Genomic DNA, 17,200 nt, shown 5'->3' on the forward strand with positions numbered 1-17,200 from the left:
GGATTAAGGTTGCGTTTGTGTGGAATATTTTTACTAAGGGGGAGTATCTCCCGAGATGATGTCCCGTAATTTATTGATGTTCAGCAGATTTGGGTAAATGATATTTAGACCAAGCCAAGCCCTCCTTGGCTGATGAAACTTTTTCATTTCAGTATCGTCTATATTTTCAGTTTCATTTTTTTGCAAGCTGGTTTTGAGCTAACCTACTAAGGAGATGGCATCATGTCGGTACAGATTAAATTTTTAGCAGCTTCTATTTTGCTCACAGGAATGATTGGATTAGCTGGATGCAGCTCGAACAATGAGCAAGCTAATTCTGCTTCCCCAACTACGGTGCCAACTGAAACGGTAACAGCAACCGCAGAACCAGAAGTTAGCCCATCAGCCACTCCTTCGGAAGCCGCACCAGCAGCGACCGCTTCCCCTATGGAAACTAATAAAGATACAGCCAATGCGAATCCGCAGAATAGCGACAAACAACTTCAAGAATTACTTGAGCTTGCTAAAAAGGGGAAGGTGCCCGGTGTTGAATATGCTGCTCATACCGGACTAATTGATGAGGTAGAAGCCGATTGGGGTAAACCTGATCAACAAGAGTCAGCGGGAAAAGGTATTTATGCTACCTATACTGATGAACATGTCGTATTCGGATTCAATAAAGGGAGCCTAATCTTCGATGTTCGTTCCAGTGATGCTGCACTGCAAGAGCTAACACTGAAACAGATCGAGTCTACACTGGGCAAGCCGGATGATACCAAAGTAAATGGCGAGGATAAGATCTACACTTATCAAGCCAATGATCAATTCCAGTTGAAATTCATTATTCCAAACTCGACGGGTAAGGTAGGTCACATCTCTGTTTTTAGTGAACAGGATTCCATTAATAATATGGCTGGATAAGACCAGCAATGGGTGCAAGGAGCAATCATGCAGAGAAATCTGCGGGTTGCTCTTTTTGTATGTTTATTTTTAATCTGGAGTACGCCTTGGATGGGCTGATATAATGTAACCAATGAGCGGATTCGGGGGAAAGAGAGGTTCTATCATGCAGCTGGAATTAATCGAAAGTGAATATAAAGTGACCGGAGATGGGATAACGATTGAATTATTCCCTAAAGAGTTTACGCTTTTTCAGTTCTTGTACAAAAATAGAGGGCGTACGTTCAGTCGAGAACAACTGTTGGATAAGGTATGGCCCCTAGAATACCCGGTAGAGCGAACGGTAGATGATCATATTTATCGCCTTCGTAAAAAGCTTAACAAGCTACAAGGCTTGGATATTAAGACTGTTCGTGGATTTGGCTATAGTCTGACGATGAGGGAACCCTCAGTAACTATGACCAATCCGACTACATATGACGCAAAGATGCAAGAGACGATGCGGGAGGTATTCGTAAAATATCATCAATACGGCCAAGGACGATCCATGTTAACCTTAGCGCGACAACAGGATGTTTTGGGTTATGAAATGGATCCGTTCTATTCGATCTATATTCATTTTGTGCAGGGAGATTTGGAATGGCTTCTGAACACAGAGGAAGTTGAGATTGAAGAGCGTTTCTATTCTTTGATGATCTGTTATATATTTTTGGGTGATCCGAAGAAGAAATTAGAGTTCTGTGAGCTAGTCCTTGAGAAAAAGATTCTTTTGCCGCCCCAGCATCGTGAAATGGAGATCCTTAATATTCTGGATTTGTACACATTGGCCGGACAACCGGAAAAAGCAATAGAACGATTAAAGCTAACGCATGAAGTGATTAAAGAGCCTGGGTATGAGAACTTCATTCCTGTAACGGCCATTTCCGAAATGCTCGTACACTTGTGGATGGGGACAAAAGATCAGGAATTGGAGCGGATGGCAAAAGACATTGAAGTGCTTTTGCAGGAGAAACCTTTTTTGCGTGAGATTGGCAGTTATAAAGTTGCAAGAGGCTTGTGGTGTCTACGGCGCAAGTCTTGGCGTGAAGCAGAGCAGTTATTGGATGAGGCGCTTCAGGTGCTAGAGATGTCAGGATTCGTGCCGATGCGGATATATGCGTTATACCGAATTGTTCACTATTGTAACGAGTTTTCCCCCAAGTCAGCTTTGCATCAGAAATATACAGATTTATTTGAACGTGAGAAGGAAGAGCGGGGATTCCATCGTTTGGAGCAATCCTTGGAAAACGTGCTTATGAATATCATGACAGCTCTCTGATAATTCTCTGACAATTCTCCGTTACATTAAGATCATGCTTCATATGTTCTTGTTCTTAATCGTAACTTGGAGGAATGTCCGATGAATGCTTCATCACAAGCAGGAACGAGTCTGCTAAAAAACAAAGTGTATATGCGTGTGTACAGCGCATATGCGACAGCCACTTTTGGGGATTGGTTCGATGCACTGGCGATTCAAGTACTCGTAGGGTACCGCTGGCAGGCTAGTCCGTTAATGCTGGCTTTGATTCCAGTCTCCATAGCTTTACCTGGGATTCTGCTCGGCTCCGTGGCGGGGGTAGCGGCTGACCGACTAAATAAGCTAAAGCTAATGCGGATGTGTGATCTACTAACGGCATTGTTAACAGTACTAGTTCTTTTCGCTCCCAGTATGGTGTGGCTACTCCCGTTACTGATGTTGCGTGCTGCTATCTCGACGTTAAATGTGCCTGCCCAGCAGTCGATGACCCGCAGTATGGTTAGAGAGGATCAGCTGCTTCAAGCCACTTCACTTAATGGAATCGTAAATCAGGGTTCCAAGATCGCTGGGCCTTTGCTGGGTGGTTTTGCATTGTCTGTGCTGACGCCACAGTGGTGTATTTTGATCAATGCTTGTCTCAGAGGCTGTTCTTACTTGCTCCTACTTACTGTTAAAAATAGTGAAGCAGGACAAGTCAGCTCAGAGAGCAAGGGGGGTCCAGAGGAGCATGTTTCTCTCCGCACGATGTGGAAGGAAGGCTGGAGCTTTATGCTGCGCAGCAGACTGCTGCTAAACAGCATGCTATTCGGTTTAGTTGGTGCGTTAGCTATTCAGATGATCGATTTTCAGTTTACAAGTCTATTCAGAATTATCGCACCTGCTGAGGAATCTATGCTGGGCTGGCTTGTCGCGGCAACTGGTGTGGGTGCAATATTGATGATCATGGTCATGAACAAAATGAACCGGGGAACAGGCTACGGCTGGAAGCTAGGTACGGGTTATGCACTTATTGGTGTATCGGTCGGAGGGCTTGGCCTGCTTCAGCCAGGCGTCACTAGCCTTCCTGTACTGCTGCTAGGATTCGTACTGGGTCTCGGAAACGGAATGTTTATGATTACCTTCAATTATTGTTTACAAAAAGAAACCCCCCCGCACATGACAGGGCGTGTGTTCGGTATTCAAAGTACCATTCTTAGCGGAGTTATGATTGGCGCTCCACTCCTCGGTGGAATACTGGTTCAGGCTGCTGGGCCTAGTCGAATCTTTTTAAACTTTGGTATCGTAATCGCTTTGATAGGTGTGCTTGGGATAGTATTTGGCCGCGTGCTGTGGCCTGTGCAGAAAGAGAAAAGTGATAGCTCAACGGAGCAACCGGGTAAGGTTAAAGTGATGGAAACTTGAGGCTGCAGATTTATTCAGAAATAAGCTTGCGAAGGTGTGGAGTGAAGGTCAGGCAAACTAGCCAGACTAGAAAGCTTGAGTAGCACAGACTACCTAGCGGGCTTACCTAGCATTTAGTTGCAGGATCTGCAATTAAATGCTGTTCCACCGTTCAAGGCGAACTTTAGTTGTATTTAGTGCAGCTATAATTTGATTTTTTCTCTTTTGGGGTAGAAATGATGGTTTTTAGTTGCAGAAACTACACTTATTTGCTCAGCAGACCTCTTTTTACGCTTAATAGTTGTATAGAGTGCAATTAAGAGATTTCCTAGCTCGCTAGGATCGATTCTTGCCCGTAAGGGCTTTTTTTATGAAGGAGTTCGGATAGAACACGAGAAATGTAAAGGTAGAGGAGGGGAAAGAATGACAACTTTTATTTATATGGTAAGGCATGGAGAGTCACCCAAGCTGCCCGGAGGAACTGAGAGAACACGTGGATTAACAGCGAAGGGGGAGGCGGATGCCCGTAAGATAACGGAGAAATTACGTCTCGAAGGAATTGAAGTCTTTTATTCAAGTCCATATCTTCGGGCTATACATACGGTTTCTGGCTTGGCGCAGGAGTTAGGGGCAGAGATTCAAAGTGTTGAAGATCTTCGGGAAATCCATTTTTCGGATGGAGATATGATCATGCCTGACCAGGAGCTATATCCATTACTGGAAACAATGTTTGCTGATCCAAATTTTGTTCCGGTTGGTGGAGAGTCCATTTATGCGTGTCAGAAGCGATCAGTTAGCGTGCTGCAAGATATACTGAAACAACACAGTGGGCAAAAGGTTGCGATTGGCACTCACGGTGCAGTCATGACGCTTATGATGAATTATTTTGACTCCAAATATGACCTGGATTTTCTACTACAAACTACAAAGCCGGATATTTATAAAATGGAGTTTGCAGGAGGAACGTTAATGGGTGTGGAGAGGTTGTGAACTCCCAAATTGGGATAAAGCTGTGATTATTCAAAAGGATGGCCTGGCATTCGCTAGGAACCATCCTTTTTGTTTATTTACAAGCTATAAAATCGCTTAGTATTCGCAGTCAGTATCTCTTCTGCTTGGCTGGAAGTGTAGCCATGTAGCGCTCCCCAAGCGGCAGCAACATCTCGAATCATAGATGGATGCGTGACTCTACCCGCAAAAGGTCCTTCAAATGGCCAAGGACCATCGGTCTCCGCCATGACAAGCTCTGGGGGATAGCGGCGGGCAAGCTCTTGGATCTCCGTCTCATAAAGGATGTCAGGGGTGAAAGAGATATAGTATCCATTCTTAATCATACGGGCAATGGCTTCATCGGGTCCCTTGAACCAGTGGAAGTGGGCATGCTTTATATCATGCTTTTCTAGTAGATCACAGGCAATCAGCGAATCCTCATAGACAGCGTGCAGGACCACTGGTTTATCTATACGGGCGGCAAGCTCAAGCAACTGGTCAAGAAGCTGAATGTAAGGCTCCATATCAAAAGCTTCGCCGCGCTCCAGCGCTTCAGCACGCGAATAATAAGGCAGTCCAATTTCACCTACAGCGATGAAATCCTCCCGGGCTTGACGCTCAATCCATTCCAGCAAAGAGGATAACTCAGCTTTCTGCGGTATGGGTTGCTCTGGATGAAAACCATAAGCTGGACGTACCACTCCGGGATAGGTAGCGGCAAGCTTTTGAGTGCGAACGCAAGAGTCTAAATTCATGGAGACAGCAATCAGGGCTTCGATCCCCAAGTTAGCAATCTCACTCAACATTTGTTCCGAAATCTCAGGCTCATATTGCTCTAAATGTACATGGGCATCAATCATAGCTGCTTACCCACCACATAAGAGGCATACTCCTCATGAGGCTCAAAACGAATGGACTCAGGTTCCATTCCATCATTTCCTGATCTGTAGGAAAAGGTTAATGTGCCAATACTCTCCAGAAATCCGATATAAACATTGGTCTCAGCTTTCAGCTTGCCTTCTTCCACCATGTAGTAAGTCACAGCACCAATCCCGGCTTTTTCGCCAAGATTGCCATCCTCGCCACGATCCGGATATCGCATAGTAACCATAGATGGAGTTGAACCTTTTACCTGAATTTGAATTAGGGCATCGCCTTTTTCATTGGAGATTTTTGAGGTAACAAATGCTGAGACAGCTTTATCCGCGGATGGTATATTCATTTCTTTCCACTGGTCAGGCTTTATGACGTGAAGCTCCTGCATAGACAAGCCCGTACCTGTTCCTAGCCACAGTATGACAACAACTTCTTCCTGCCCATCCTGATCTATATCGGCATAATGAATCTCAGGAGTGTAACCTAACAATCTTGGTGCTTCCCAATTAAACGTATGCTTGTTACCGTTCACCTCTACAACAAATCCTTCGTAGGTACCGCCATTTTTGAGGGCAGTATACAGCTTAACTTGGTTATTTTCTGTAGCAATCGCGAGAGGTTCACTGGGTGTTCTTACGGTAGTACTAACATCCCCTGATGTAATGGAAACTTCATTTTGCGAGGCATTCAGCTGCGCAGTGGCACCAGAGAGAGAGTTTAGAGAGTCTGCCGGAATATATATAATACCATTTCGTAGAATTGCAGGTCCCCCCAGCTCATTTTGATAACCGTCACCTTGCATATACTCATTACCTGGCTTCAAAACATATTTACTGCTTCCATTAGAGATGGTTAAGGTTTTCGTAGCATTATCCCATTGTTGTTCAGATGAGTAGTACTCCATGAGTACTTTTGCAGGTACATAGACCTTATCACCTGAGAAAAAAGGTGGGAGAGAAGGAAGAACGGTTTCTCCATCAACGATTAGCTTCAGTGGTGCTTCAGTAGTTTGTGTTTGGTTAATTGCCATTGTTGTATCCATATCTATAGATGCCGATGCTCCGCATCCGGCTAAAAAGAGCGTGATAGCTCCGATTACGATGATTTTATTCATAATTACCTCCGAGGATTAAGTCCAATCCTCTTAAGTATAGATTAAATCAGCGCGTAGTAGGTCACTTTCTGTAAACAAAGCAGAGACAAGGTTGTTACGTTTGCTATTTATTTAAAAATACGGTCCGAGTAACTTGTGATTTAGGGTCTACCGTTAGACTTTTGCTATAGCGGATCTCCCCAATAGAACAACCCGGTCCGATGACAATATCTTCACCGCAGACGAGATCTGCTGTCGTTCGATATAACATGATGCTAGTCCCTTCAATCGTTTTGCAGGTGAGCTTCCGGAAGTAGGGGATTAGCGCATTCATTAGCTTCAAAGATGGCTTAACAGTAATGGTACCGCTAGATTTTATGACATCGATTGTGCTTCTGTTTCCTAAACGTAGCTCAATGGATGATTCAGCAGTTAACCTATGGATCTTCACAGCACCTTCGGCATAGAAGGTTTCGAGTGCAGCATCTTGTGCTGCAGAAAAGTATCCAGACGATTGCAGTCTGTCTGCCTGGATGTGTTGAACACGGAGACCTCCCAGATTGATAACCTGCTCGGCTCTACAATGACCTCCAATCGAACAATCACCAGATACTTTTAACTTAGCGGTAGTGACATTCTTCTGTGCACTTAAATGGCCGACAACATCGATGGTATCCGCACGAACATCTTCTTTGAGGGTCAGTGAACCTCTTACTTTCAGAGGTGGACCGATCATTTCCTGGCGTTCAAAAAGATCATTAGCATTGGACATTTACAGGGGCCGCCTTTCGAAATATATTTTAATGATTAAAATATATAATTATTATAATATATAGTCAATATAGTATTTTGGACATAAAAAAACTGCCGTCAGTTTCCTGACAGGCAGCAATATAACCCAAAAGCTTTTAGTTCATCATTTTATCCATTAGCACATTTATTTGTTCTAAGGTTCCTGAAATTTTATCCAAATCCGAGGTAGGAAAGGCTTCAAAGATATGGAGAATCCGCTGATGCCCTTGTTCTGTAAGGACAATGTTGACGACTCTGCGATCCTCCTTCGTCCGCACACGTTCGATAAGACCGGCATCTTCCAACTTATCGCACATCGAGGAAGCGGCTCCTGGTGTAATAATGAATCGTTCGGAGATGTCAGTAATGTTCAAGCTACCTATAAGCCTGAGCTGGAACAGCAGTAGGATCTGATTGTGAGTCAGGGTCTCCTGCTTGGTGATCATATCAATGAAGAACTGGGATTTCTGCTGCACATTTGCCATAGATTCCATAACCTTATGGATAGCATATTGTTTATCTTGCTCTGTGCTCATAGCCACGCTCCAATTTACTTTAGTTCCTAAAATATATAGAAGCTATAATAAGCTTGTCAAGTTAGGGGGTTCTCTCTTTCTTTTTAGTATCTTGTAATAGAATTGGAATTATTGCGTATTAACAGGCGAATTTATTTAGCTAAGTAAATTTTGCGGGAAAGGAGAGTTTGAGTGATGCCAGAGCGCGTGGTGCTTGGTCCATAACGGCGGTCAAACCACTTGAACCTGATGCAGCTCAAAAGGCTGGGTTAAATTCGTTAAAATAAATCGAACGATATCTCTTTGATTTACCAATATATAGTGTAAGACCGAAGGAGGGATTGAGAGGGATGAAACATCCAAATGAATATTCTCAGCTTATTGCGCTTACGCTAGCCGGCAGTCGTGAAGCGTATGGTGAGCTATATGAAGCAACGATCCGGGATGTGTATCAGACCGTTCATTTCCTCGTTCGCGAAACCTCCGATGTGGATGATATCGTTCAGGAGATTTACATTCAGGTGCACCGTTCTCTTGAACAATTTGACGTAAACCGCCCCTTTAAGCCTTGGCTGATGGGAGTGGTCATGCGGCAAATTCATGCCTATCGAAGAAAGAGATGGACGCATCTCCGAATGGTGAAAAAAGTAGAACAAACAGATCTAATGCTGGAGCATGATTTCACGAGTGATGTTGTGGACAGGTTATCTAACCGCCGCCTGCTAGCAAGTGTAGATTGTCTTCCATTTAAGCTGAAGCAGGTGATTATTCTGCATTATTTAAACGAATATTCACAGGAAGAAAGTGCTGCGATACTGGGTATTCCGGTCGGAACCGTGAAATCCCGTATTCACGCTGCACTGCAGAAGCTTCGTCAGAAGCCAGACAAACATACTCTTTTTAAGGGAAAGGTGGAGGACCTGCATGAATTTCAATGAAGAGTTACGGACAGTTCTGCAGGAAGAGGCGAGAAATATAAGTGCCCCACCGGAACTGAAGGAGCAAATATTAAATAGGGCCGTAGCCAAACAAGGGGGAAGACGTATGAAAAAATGGCTCGTGGCAAGTATTATGTCGGCTGCACTATTAATTCCTACTGGAGCTTATGCCGGGTATCATTATTTGGCAGACAACATGTATGGATCCCCAGCAACTGCTGCTACGATAGGAGTAACCCAGCAACAATATGACAGGCTTGAGGCCAAACTGCAAAACGCGAAGCAAAGCTTTGACGAAGAGGAATTCACAAAGCTGATGTCCTTACTAGAGGAATTGGGATCATATAATCTGCAAATGGCCGATGCTGAAGGCGTCTTTCACCTAGAACAGTTAGGTGCGAAGGACCAGAAGGCATATAAAGAGTTACAGGCTAAGCTTGAACCATATTTCGAACAAATAAATGAAGCGAAAACATCAAAGAAATCAGTGCAATCCGTAGATCGTGATGCTTTCTGGAATGGCTTGCTTGAAAAAGCTGAACAGAGGCTTACTAAAAAAGAGTTTGAGGAGATCGAACGATTAATCATAGATTTACAAAGCTATGATGCTAAGGTATTTGATGAAGATGGTAGTGTTCATATGGATCGGCTTTCGAAAGAAGAGATTCAAAACCAAGAGAAGTTAATTGAAACGATAGACCCTTATATTAAAAAGCTGGATATGATGATTAAACCTAGCTCTTAGTTGAATTTAAATGCATGTATTGAATAACTATTGATAGCAATATCATAAGAAAAACCATCAGAAAAGGTCTATTACACCTTGTATTCTGGTGGTTTTTATCTTTTACTAATCTAAAGTCTATACATTGATCACCGAATAATTGCATAATGAAAAGGAATAGAAAAAAAGTATTTGACCACTGGAATAATTAGACATATATTTATTAAAATGCTATTTGCTTATCTATGAATTATGTTGGCGGAAGGTGGCTTTGATCATGAAGCAGATGACCATTCGTGCAGAACTGGCAGACTATCTCAAGAAGCAGGGGATAACGATCAATCAGTTCGCAGAGGTGTCTAAGGTAAATTCAGGCACGATAAGTAATATCATCAATGGGAATCGCCCAATAGCCATGCAACAATTAGATCGGATTACTGAAGGTATGGGATTAGAAGAAGGCTGCTACTATGATTTGTATGTGGATGAGTGTTTTGTTCACTCCAATCCAAATTGGAGACGTCTTCGGCCATTTCTATATCGCTGTGCAGAGCTGGATAAGCTGGAATGTATTGCACGGGTAGTTGGGATCATGATGGATAGCTTATCTTATACGCCTTCGTTATTTGATACTGCAGAAGATTTTTTTACGCTAGGGAAGCACAAAGCAGCAGCGATGTTATATGAGAGTGTGGCTGAGAGTGAGAAGTATCAACATTCAGAGCGGCTGGCCCTTTGCCAATACAGGCTATTCACGATTGCTTTGGGTGAAGATCGGGATGCTAATTTGCGAGCAGCTGTGCAATTTGAAGGATTTGTTAACCGGCTTGATGAGGTGGACCAGCTTGATGCGCTGAAAGATTTGGCGAATACATATAGTGCTTTACGACATTGGGACAAGGTAATGGCAATGGCTAAGGAAATGGGGAATAAAGCAACAATTCAATATCATGCTAAATACGACCGTGCCAGAAAAAGCAGGCTTCAAAAGGAACCTGAAATACCACTATTCTCATATATTCAATACTCTTATATGTTACGTTCAGTAGTTTATAGAGAGCTAGGAGATTATGATAGGGCTTTACATTATGTTAACATGTATATGGATATGAACTGGATTCGGGAAGACACGGAAGAAGCTTTGCAGCTTATGAATCAATGTATGGAGTGGGCACGGGCTAATATTAACTTGCTGCGAATTTTAAAAGGGGATATAACGGTGCTGCCGGAATATGTGGCATATCTTGAACAAAGAGAGGAAGAGATCCTCTCAGGTCTGTTCAAAATCCTTCAAGCAGCTAATTATTACCAATTTAACGTGGATGATATTCTTCTGCAGTTTGAGGGAAAAATATCAGATTGTAAAGACCGTCATCAGCTAGAGATTAGATCCTATAATCAACAAATCTTCGAAGATAGATATACCAACTTGATGGCTGAGATAGCGTTTTATTATATAAGAAGAAATAAATATGAGATTAGTATAAAGTATATAATGGAAAGTTTAGAATATTCAGTAAAAATCAATAGCGAATCATGTATTATAAAATGTGTTGGAATGTTCGAAGAGCTTCGTCATACGGTATCTTTAGAAACGCAAAAAGAATACCGAAACCTAATTAGTAAGGTGCAGCGAATCAACGAAAAGAAAAATGGCTTTGTTGTTAGCAGTGCATAGTAACGTAATTATTACCTTCCTTCTAGTATTTATTAGAATCATTTCTTTATAGTACTGCACTTATTTGTAAAATATAGAATTTGACATATACCTCTAGTATATTAATTTGAGGAGGTAGTGTAATGAATAATCCAGAAATTATCCAAAAGAGAATAGAGGGTGCTAGAGCCAAACTTTATTTAATGGAAAGGGAATACGGTGGATTGTTACATCCAAATGTGATCAGACAGTCGATGAGGTTGGATGAATTAATCAATCAGTACAATAAAGCAATACATAGTGATAATGAGAGTTGAAACAAGAAACTGATCGTATAATTTTCTCTCTATTCAAAAGATAAGACCTACATAATGTTATTACATTTCTGTATAAAACATAAAGCCAGCGCTATGCGTGGGCTTTTTTTGTTTGTATGTTCCTAAAAAATAAATCTAACTCCCAGCTTGTCATGCCCGTCTGCATATTGCGGCCAAGTCCCTCATAGACATGTACTAATCAATGCATTCAAAACAGGTTAAGGGGATGATGTCATGCGCCGGACAATATGGGTACTCGCGATCATTATGAGCGTGGCCCTGGTGATGACGGGGTGCGGGAAGAAGGATGCCGCTTCCGTGGTCAAGGATTTGAACAATGTGGCCGACAAGTTGGAGAGTAAGCAGGGAACGTACCAAGCTTCAGGCATTATGACCCTATTCACCGGCGAGCAGCCGCAGGAGTATAAGGTAGAGGTATGGTACAAGAACCCTTCTTATTACCGGATCAGCTTGGCGAATGTACAGAAGGATATTACGCAGATCGTGCTTCGTAATGATGAGGGAGTGTTCGTACTTACACCAAGTATGAATAAGAGCTTCCGCTTCCAGAGTGATTGGCCGGACAATCAAGGTCAGGTTTATTTGTATCAGACACTAGTTCGGGGCATCGTCTCAGATAACAATCGTCAATTTGTGGAAGATGGAGATAACTATGTGTTTGAGGTAGCTGCGAATTATCAAAGCAATGCCCTTGTGCGGCAGAAGATTTGGCTGGATAAAAAGACTTATGAGCCTAAACAGGTTCAAGTCTCTGATTCTGAAGCCAAGGTAGTTGTAGACGTGAAGTTTGACACCTTTAAATTCGATACAGATTTCACTAAGGATTCCTTTGATATGCAAAAGAATATGACTACAGGTGCTGCTTCAGAAAGTACAGTAGCTCAGGTTGACGAAAATGGAAATCCGGTTGTAGTTCCTGAGGGTCAGGAGCAAGAGGGGCAACCTGTCGCTGCTGAGCTGGGTGACTTTGGTATTATCGAACCGGGGTACGTTCCGGCAGGTGTCGAGTTGAAGGACTCCCATAAAATGGAGGGGAACAAGGATCATGCTGTTCTCATCCGGTATGATGGGGTTTATCAATACACCATTATGGAAGCCCGTCCATTGGACCGTGCAGTAGCATTGGCTCCTGGAACGCTGATAGATCTTGGTTTTACCGCAGGACTTCTGAGTGGTGATGAGCAGCAGACTTTGACTTGGATGTCTGAGGGTATAGAATATCGAATTACAAGTGCTAATCTTCCTGTTAACGAAATGATGCAAATTGCCGCTTCTATGGAGGCACAATCGGGTAAATAATATAAAGTAGGCGGATACTGCGTTTTGTGGGATTCTTTCCTCTACAACGTAGTATCCGCCTTTCTATATTTGCCAGCGCTCCAGCCGCTTTGAACTGAAGCGAAAAGATAACTGAGCTCACATTGACAGCCACCTTCCGTAGCATTACCATGAGTACTAAGACAATGATCATTACAGCTATGACGTTTTACTACAACGTAAGAAGGTGACTTTGAAGTGCAAGCAAGCTATCGACCGACAGTAGCCGAAATTAATCTGGATGAATTGCGTGCCAATTACGAAGCCTTTCGCCGCTACTTGCCGGCAGAGACAAAGTTTATGGGATGCGTCAAAGGAAATGCGTACGGCCATGGAGCAGTGGAAGTGACACGGGAACTGGAAAGACTCGGAGCAGATTATGTTAGTGTGGCTTTTTTGGATGAAGCATTGGAGCTGCGTCAGGCGGGAATACTGATTCCTATACTGGTGCTTGGCTACACTTCTCCAGAAGGAATAGCCGTTGCCTGGGAGAACCATGTAACTGTAACACTGTTCACACCGGAAGTATTAGAGGCTGTTAGACAGCTTCCTATAGATCCGGAACATCGGCTGAAGGTGCATATCAAGATTGATAGCGGGATGGGGCGACTGGGTCTTTTACCAGATGACGCACCCGCATTTATCTCTGAAGTGCAGTCTGTTGCGCAGGCGGAGCTGGAGGGTATGTTTACCCATTTTGCCAAGGCAGACGAACTAGACAAAAGCTATACACTGGAACAGCATCGACGGTTCATGAGCGTGGCGGAAACGCTGCGGGAGCAGAACATTCAGATCCCGATCATACATACGGGCAATAGCGCTACGGCCATTGATTCACCTTATTTATCCAGCAACATGGTGCGGGTAGGCATCAGCTTGTACGGATTTTATCCCTCAACTGAGGTAAACCGTCAGCTGGTAGAACTACATCCGGTAATGACGCTGAAGACGCAGGTTGTATATGTGAAGAGCCTGCCTTCTCATTGGGGCGTCAGCTACGGCACTCGGTACTTCACAGACAGCGAGGAGATTATCGCAACGTTACCTGTGGGGTACGCAGATGGATATTCCCGCATGCTAACTGGCAAAGCGGAGGTGTTAATACGTGGACGCCGCGTTCCTGTCGTCGGAACAATCTGCATGGATCAGTGTATGGTATCACTCAAATCTTTCGCTGAAGAAGCGGAACAAATTAAAGCAGGCGAAGAAGTTGTACTCATCGGCCGTCAAGCTGACGTGATGGTCACGGCAGACGAGTTGGCTCTCCATCTTGGAACGATTCACTACGAGGTAATTTGCATGCTGGCTCATCGGGTGCCGCGCGTTTATATCCGTGAAGGCACACTTCCTAAATTAGTAAATGCTCTGTTACAATCTTAAAGTTCTTGACAGTGATGTTATTCAAGGGAGAAAATAGAAGGAATTGTATCGTTTTAGGAGATATGACTAAAAGCCTATACGAACCGCCATTTCTAGTTTATAATGGGATGCAGCATACTTGATATACTGGCGGCATATATTCCTTGTATAAAATTCCTTGTATATTGCAACACTGGAACACAAGGGCAGAAGGTTTGTGGGGGTGGAAGAGAAGGTGGCCAATTTGCAGAACACCAAAAGAATCATGATCAGCTTGCCCGATCATCTCTTGCAGGAAGTGGACGGAATTGTTCAATTGGAGAATTCCAACCGGAGTGAATTGATTAGGCAGGCCATGAAGCTGTATTTGAGCGAACGGAGGAAACGTTCTATCCGGGAGTCCATGCAGCGCGGCTACATGGAAATGGCTAAGATCAACTTGACCATGGCATGCGAGGCGTTCCTCGCGGAGGAAGATGCAGACAGCACTCTTGGCCGCTTAGTAAGCGGGGTGTAGACATTGATCGTTAAACGTGGCGATGTTTTTTTTGCTGATCTTTCGCCGGTTGTAGGTTCTGAGCAAGGCGGAGTAAGGCCAGTACTGGTAATCCAGAATGATATTGGCAATCGCTTTAGCCCGACGGTAATTGTGGCCGCAATCACGGCCCAAATCCAGAAGGCTAAATTACCTACGCATGTGGAAATTGACGCAGCAGCTCATGGCTTTGACAGAGACTCTGTTATACTGCTGGAGCAGGTTAGGACGATTGACAAACAACGCTTAACTGACAAGATCACCCACCTTGATGATGAGACTATGAAGAAGGTGGATGATTCGCTGCAAATCAGCCTCGGACTGATTGATTTTTAATCACCCAGGGTTATAGATAATCCATGAGATAGGCGCTCGGGCACGAATCCGGGCGTCTTTTGATGTGCATTTTTACGAACTCATGGTTAAAAAGGATTAGGGGTTCACTTTTACAAAATGATCTGATAGTATTAGACCGTACGGTCGGTTTAGGAGGTGCTTAGAATCAGAGGACGTTCAGACGGAGAAGAAACAAAGAAACGAATTGTACTTAAAGCCACACAGCTGTTTGTTCAGAAGGGGTATGCAGCTGTAACCATGAATGAAGTTTGCGTAGCCTCGAATGTTAGTAAGGGCAGCTTATATCATCATTTTCCGAGCAAGGATGAACTTTTTCTATATGTGGTAGAAGAGGATACCGCGCAGTGGTTACAGGCGTGGGAAGATAAGAAGAATGAAATTGTTGGTGTTCAGGAGCGTTTATATGCTTTAGCCGAGCACTATGCAAATGATTTTCAGAATCCGTTGATTCGGGCGCTTGAGGAATTCTCAAGAAGCAGAGTTCATCCGGAGGATATCACTAAGCGGCTTGCTCATTTATATGAGGCTGCCTCGCATGCGTGTCGTGATCTTCTGAAGGAAGGCATGGACACGGGGTATTTTATTAAGGGTGATTTAGAGGATTATGTGATTATTGTAAATGGTATGCTCGAAGGGATCGGAAGAGCTGCTGAATGTTCTATTCCTGAAAAGACTCCGGATGATATAAAAAAATATTACCGGGAATCAGTACGATTGTTATTACAAGGGATATATACGGGGTAAGATATAATGGGGCTTGAAAGGAGCTTTACATTCAGGAATCAAGAAGGCTGAAGCTTCTTAAAGGCACCGGATTAGAAGGATTATTTTTTTGCTATAATTTAGACCGGATGGTCGGTCTCTACAGGGGAACTATTTGAAGACTTGGCTTTAGAAACTACGGAGGTTAACACAATGTCATTACTACTTAGAAACAGGGGCGCTATGCTACTTGTTATGCTTAATATTTTTCTTGCTTTTACAGGGATCGGACTTGTAGTCCCTATCATGCCTACTTACATGAATGAACTTGGTATCACAGGAAGTACCGTTGGGCTGTTAGTGGCTTCATTCTCCCTTGCCCAATTATTAGTATCGCCATTCGCGGGCAGGTTATCCGACAGAATTGGCCGAAAAAAAGTGATCGTTGCGGGTCTGATCGTGTTTGCTTTTTCAGAGCTGCTCTTTGGTCTGGCGAATGTGTCCTGGCTCCTGTTCGTTTCAAGACTGCTCGGTGGTGTAGGCGCTGCGTTAATTATGCCAGCAGTTATGGCTTATGTAGCGGACACGACCTCTTTTGAAGAGAGAGCGAAAGGCATGGGGCTTATTAACGCAGCCATTACTACCGGATTTATTATCGGTCCAGGGATTGGCGGTTATCTTGCTGAGCTTGGCATGCGGGTACCCTTTTTCTGTGCGGCTGGTGCGGCTGGGATCGCAGCTCTAATCACAGTTTTGATCTTGCCTGAGTCTCTGTCTGTAGAGAAACGGATGGAAGCGAAGCTATCTAAAAATAATCAGGAGAGCTTCTTCACGCAATTGATGCGTTCTTATCGTGAACCTTACTTTTTTGGGTTAATTATTGTATTTGTTATGGCTTTTGGATTGGCTAACTATGAAACGGTATTCGGATTGTTCGTGGACCATAAATTTGGCTTTACCCCTAAAGATATTGCTTTTGTGATTACCTTTGGCTCAATCGCCGGTGCTGTGGTGCAGGTATCCGCGTTTGGCTGGATTCTGAATAAATTCGGCGAGAATAAGGTAATCTCCACTTGCCTTATAACTGCTGCAATGTTTATTCTGTTGACGCTGTTTGTAAGTGGCTTCTGGGCGATTTGTGCGATTACCTTTGTCGTATTCTTGGCTATGGATATTCTTCGACCAGCGGTAGGCACCCAGTTATCCAAAATGGCGGGGGAAACGCAGCAAGGCTTCGTAGCAGGAATGAACTCTGCTTATACGAGTCTTGGAAATATCGCAGGGCCTATCGTTGCAGGGTATCTTTTTGATCTAAGTATTAACTTTCCATATGTGGCAGCGGCGTTTGTTCTAGCATTATGTTTTATGTTGTCACTTAGTTCTGGAAAAAGGGGAATGGGACAACGCGCGTAAACCACCCAATCTACCTCCTCTCTAGACTGGACTTTGGA

18 protein-coding genes are annotated in these 17,200 nt (G+C 43.6%); 14 read left to right on the forward strand and 4 right to left on the reverse strand.

The window, feature by feature from the left end:
* Window positions 1–222: 222 nt before the first annotated feature.
* The 4 genes from MKX41_RS30140 to MKX41_RS30155 all read left to right on the forward strand — a co-directional run bounded on the left by MKX41_RS30140 (window position 223) and on the right by MKX41_RS30155 (window position 4,546).
* Complete coding sequence (locus tag MKX41_RS30140) at window positions 223–900, forward strand: YjgB family protein (protein WP_340974431.1); 678 nt, start codon at window positions 223–225, stop codon at window positions 898–900.
* A 145-nt stretch (window positions 901–1,045) separates the two neighbouring features.
* A complete protein-coding gene (locus MKX41_RS30145) occupies window positions 1,046–2,197 on the forward strand; it encodes a winged helix-turn-helix domain-containing protein (RefSeq protein WP_340974434.1) in 1,152 nt (383 codons plus the stop codon).
* 81 nt (window positions 2,198–2,278) lie between these two features.
* The gene (locus tag MKX41_RS30150) at window positions 2,279–3,577 is read left to right on the forward strand and encodes an MFS transporter (RefSeq protein WP_340974436.1); all 1,299 of its coding nucleotides are present in this window, start codon (window positions 2,279–2,281) and stop codon (window positions 3,575–3,577) included.
* Between the two features lie 402 nt (window positions 3,578–3,979).
* Window positions 3,980–4,546 (forward strand): histidine phosphatase family protein, encoded by a 567-nt coding sequence (locus MKX41_RS30155; RefSeq protein WP_340974438.1) that lies wholly within the window; start codon window positions 3,980–3,982, stop codon window positions 4,544–4,546.
* Between the two features lie 77 nt (window positions 4,547–4,623).
* Here MKX41_RS30155 and MKX41_RS30160 read toward each other — a convergent pair whose 3' ends face one another.
* The 4 genes from MKX41_RS30160 to MKX41_RS30175 all read right to left on the reverse strand — a co-directional run bounded on the left by MKX41_RS30160 (window position 4,624) and on the right by MKX41_RS30175 (window position 7,843).
* Complete coding sequence (locus MKX41_RS30160; protein ID WP_340974440.1) at window positions 4,624–5,406, reverse strand: TatD family hydrolase; 783 nt, start codon at window positions 5,404–5,406, stop codon at window positions 4,624–4,626.
* Entirely contained in the window at window positions 5,403–6,536 is a 1,134-nt protein-coding gene (locus MKX41_RS30165; protein WP_340974442.1) for a copper amine oxidase N-terminal domain-containing protein, read from the reverse strand. Before MKX41_RS30165 ends, MKX41_RS30160 begins: the two co-directional genes overlap by 4 nt.
* Window positions 6,537–6,639: 103 nt before the next feature.
* Window positions 6,640–7,287 (reverse strand): hypothetical protein, encoded by a 648-nt coding sequence (locus tag MKX41_RS30170; protein WP_076284019.1) that lies wholly within the window; start codon window positions 7,285–7,287, stop codon window positions 6,640–6,642.
* Between the two features lie 136 nt (window positions 7,288–7,423).
* Window positions 7,424–7,843, reverse strand: coding sequence for a MarR family winged helix-turn-helix transcriptional regulator (locus MKX41_RS30175; RefSeq protein ID WP_076284020.1), 420 nt, complete (start codon window positions 7,841–7,843; stop codon window positions 7,424–7,426).
* A 329-nt stretch (window positions 7,844–8,172) separates the two neighbouring features.
* Here MKX41_RS30175 and MKX41_RS30180 point away from each other — a divergent pair, with 329 nt between their 5' ends.
* The 10 genes from MKX41_RS30180 (at window position 8,173) to MKX41_RS30225 (ending at window position 17,162) form a co-directional block, all read left to right on the forward strand.
* Window positions 8,173–8,760: a sigma-70 family RNA polymerase sigma factor gene (locus tag MKX41_RS30180; RefSeq protein WP_340974444.1), complete on the forward strand. Its 588-nt coding sequence runs from the start codon at window positions 8,173–8,175 to the stop codon at window positions 8,758–8,760.
* Complete coding sequence (locus MKX41_RS30185; RefSeq protein WP_340974445.1) at window positions 8,747–9,505, forward strand: DUF3600 domain-containing protein; 759 nt, start codon at window positions 8,747–8,749, stop codon at window positions 9,503–9,505. The genes MKX41_RS30180 and MKX41_RS30185 overlap by 14 nt, the downstream gene beginning before the upstream one ends.
* A gap of 256 nt (window positions 9,506–9,761) precedes the next feature.
* Window positions 9,762–11,162 carry a helix-turn-helix transcriptional regulator gene (locus tag MKX41_RS30190; protein ID WP_340974447.1) on the forward strand — a complete coding sequence of 467 codons (1,401 nt, stop codon included), beginning with the start codon at window positions 9,762–9,764 and terminating at the stop codon, window positions 11,160–11,162.
* Window positions 11,163–11,284: 122 nt separating this feature from the next.
* Window positions 11,285–11,458, forward strand: coding sequence for an aspartyl-phosphate phosphatase Spo0E family protein (locus MKX41_RS30195; RefSeq protein WP_076284026.1), 174 nt, complete (start codon window positions 11,285–11,287; stop codon window positions 11,456–11,458).
* A 234-nt stretch (window positions 11,459–11,692) separates the two neighbouring features.
* A complete protein-coding gene (locus MKX41_RS30200) occupies window positions 11,693–12,778 on the forward strand; it encodes a LolA family protein (RefSeq protein ID WP_094872533.1) in 1,086 nt (361 codons plus the stop codon).
* A gap of 216 nt (window positions 12,779–12,994) precedes the next feature.
* On the forward strand, window positions 12,995–14,176 hold the full coding sequence (gene alr, locus MKX41_RS30205) for an alanine racemase (RefSeq protein ID WP_339269216.1): 1,182 nt from the start codon (window positions 12,995–12,997) through the stop codon (window positions 14,174–14,176).
* Between the two features lie 214 nt (window positions 14,177–14,390).
* Window positions 14,391–14,672 (forward strand): CopG family ribbon-helix-helix protein, encoded by a 282-nt coding sequence (locus tag MKX41_RS30210; protein WP_025698676.1) that lies wholly within the window; start codon window positions 14,391–14,393, stop codon window positions 14,670–14,672.
* Between the two features lie 3 nt (window positions 14,673–14,675).
* Window positions 14,676–15,026: a type II toxin-antitoxin system PemK/MazF family toxin gene (locus MKX41_RS30215; RefSeq protein ID WP_042124727.1), complete on the forward strand. Its 351-nt coding sequence runs from the start codon at window positions 14,676–14,678 to the stop codon at window positions 15,024–15,026.
* A 156-nt stretch (window positions 15,027–15,182) separates the two neighbouring features.
* Entirely contained in the window at window positions 15,183–15,791 is a 609-nt protein-coding gene (locus MKX41_RS30220; protein WP_052404177.1) for a TetR/AcrR family transcriptional regulator, read from the forward strand.
* Window positions 15,792–15,962: 171 nt separating this feature from the next.
* Window positions 15,963–17,162 carry an MFS transporter gene (locus tag MKX41_RS30225; protein ID WP_076284029.1) on the forward strand — a complete coding sequence of 400 codons (1,200 nt, stop codon included), beginning with the start codon at window positions 15,963–15,965 and terminating at the stop codon, window positions 17,160–17,162.
* Window positions 17,163–17,200 lie beyond the last annotated feature (38 nt).

The sequence above is a fragment of the Paenibacillus sp. FSL R5-0475 genome, from assembly GCF_038004585.1.
Classification (GTDB): Bacteria; Bacillota; Bacilli; order Paenibacillales; family Paenibacillaceae; genus Paenibacillus_AQ.

Excerpts from the sequence above, each read along its gene's own strand:
- MKX41_RS30185 (WP_340974445.1), top strand. The coding sequence starts at position 8,747 with ATGAATTTCAATGAAGAGTTACGGACAGTTCTGCAGGAAGAGGCGAGA.
- MKX41_RS30195 (WP_076284026.1), top strand. The coding sequence starts at position 11,285 with ATGAATAATCCAGAAATTATCCAAAAGAGAATAGAGGGTGCTAGAGCC.
- MKX41_RS30225 (WP_076284029.1), top strand. The coding sequence starts at position 15,963 with ATGTCATTACTACTTAGAAACAGGGGCGCTATGCTACTTGTTATGCTT.
- MKX41_RS30140 (WP_340974431.1), top strand. The coding sequence starts at position 223 with ATGTCGGTACAGATTAAATTTTTAGCAGCTTCTATTTTGCTCACAGGA.
- MKX41_RS30170 (WP_076284019.1), bottom strand. The coding sequence starts at position 7,287 with ATGTCCAATGCTAATGATCTTTTTGAACGCCAGGAAATGATCGGTCCA.
- MKX41_RS30190 (WP_340974447.1), top strand. The coding sequence starts at position 9,762 with ATGAAGCAGATGACCATTCGTGCAGAACTGGCAGACTATCTCAAGAAG.
- MKX41_RS30180 (WP_340974444.1), top strand. The coding sequence starts at position 8,173 with ATGAAACATCCAAATGAATATTCTCAGCTTATTGCGCTTACGCTAGCC.
- MKX41_RS30200 (WP_094872533.1), top strand. The coding sequence starts at position 11,693 with ATGCGCCGGACAATATGGGTACTCGCGATCATTATGAGCGTGGCCCTG.
- MKX41_RS30150 (WP_340974436.1), top strand. The coding sequence starts at position 2,279 with ATGAATGCTTCATCACAAGCAGGAACGAGTCTGCTAAAAAACAAAGTG.
- MKX41_RS30155 (WP_340974438.1), top strand. The coding sequence starts at position 3,980 with ATGACAACTTTTATTTATATGGTAAGGCATGGAGAGTCACCCAAGCTG.
- MKX41_RS30165 (WP_340974442.1), bottom strand. The coding sequence starts at position 6,536 with ATGAATAAAATCATCGTAATCGGAGCTATCACGCTCTTTTTAGCCGGA.
- MKX41_RS30160 (WP_340974440.1), bottom strand. The coding sequence starts at position 5,406 with ATGATTGATGCCCATGTACATTTAGAGCAATATGAGCCTGAGATTTCG.
- MKX41_RS30145 (WP_340974434.1), top strand. The coding sequence starts at position 1,046 with ATGCAGCTGGAATTAATCGAAAGTGAATATAAAGTGACCGGAGATGGG.
- MKX41_RS30175 (WP_076284020.1), bottom strand. The coding sequence starts at position 7,843 with ATGAGCACAGAGCAAGATAAACAATATGCTATCCATAAGGTTATGGAA.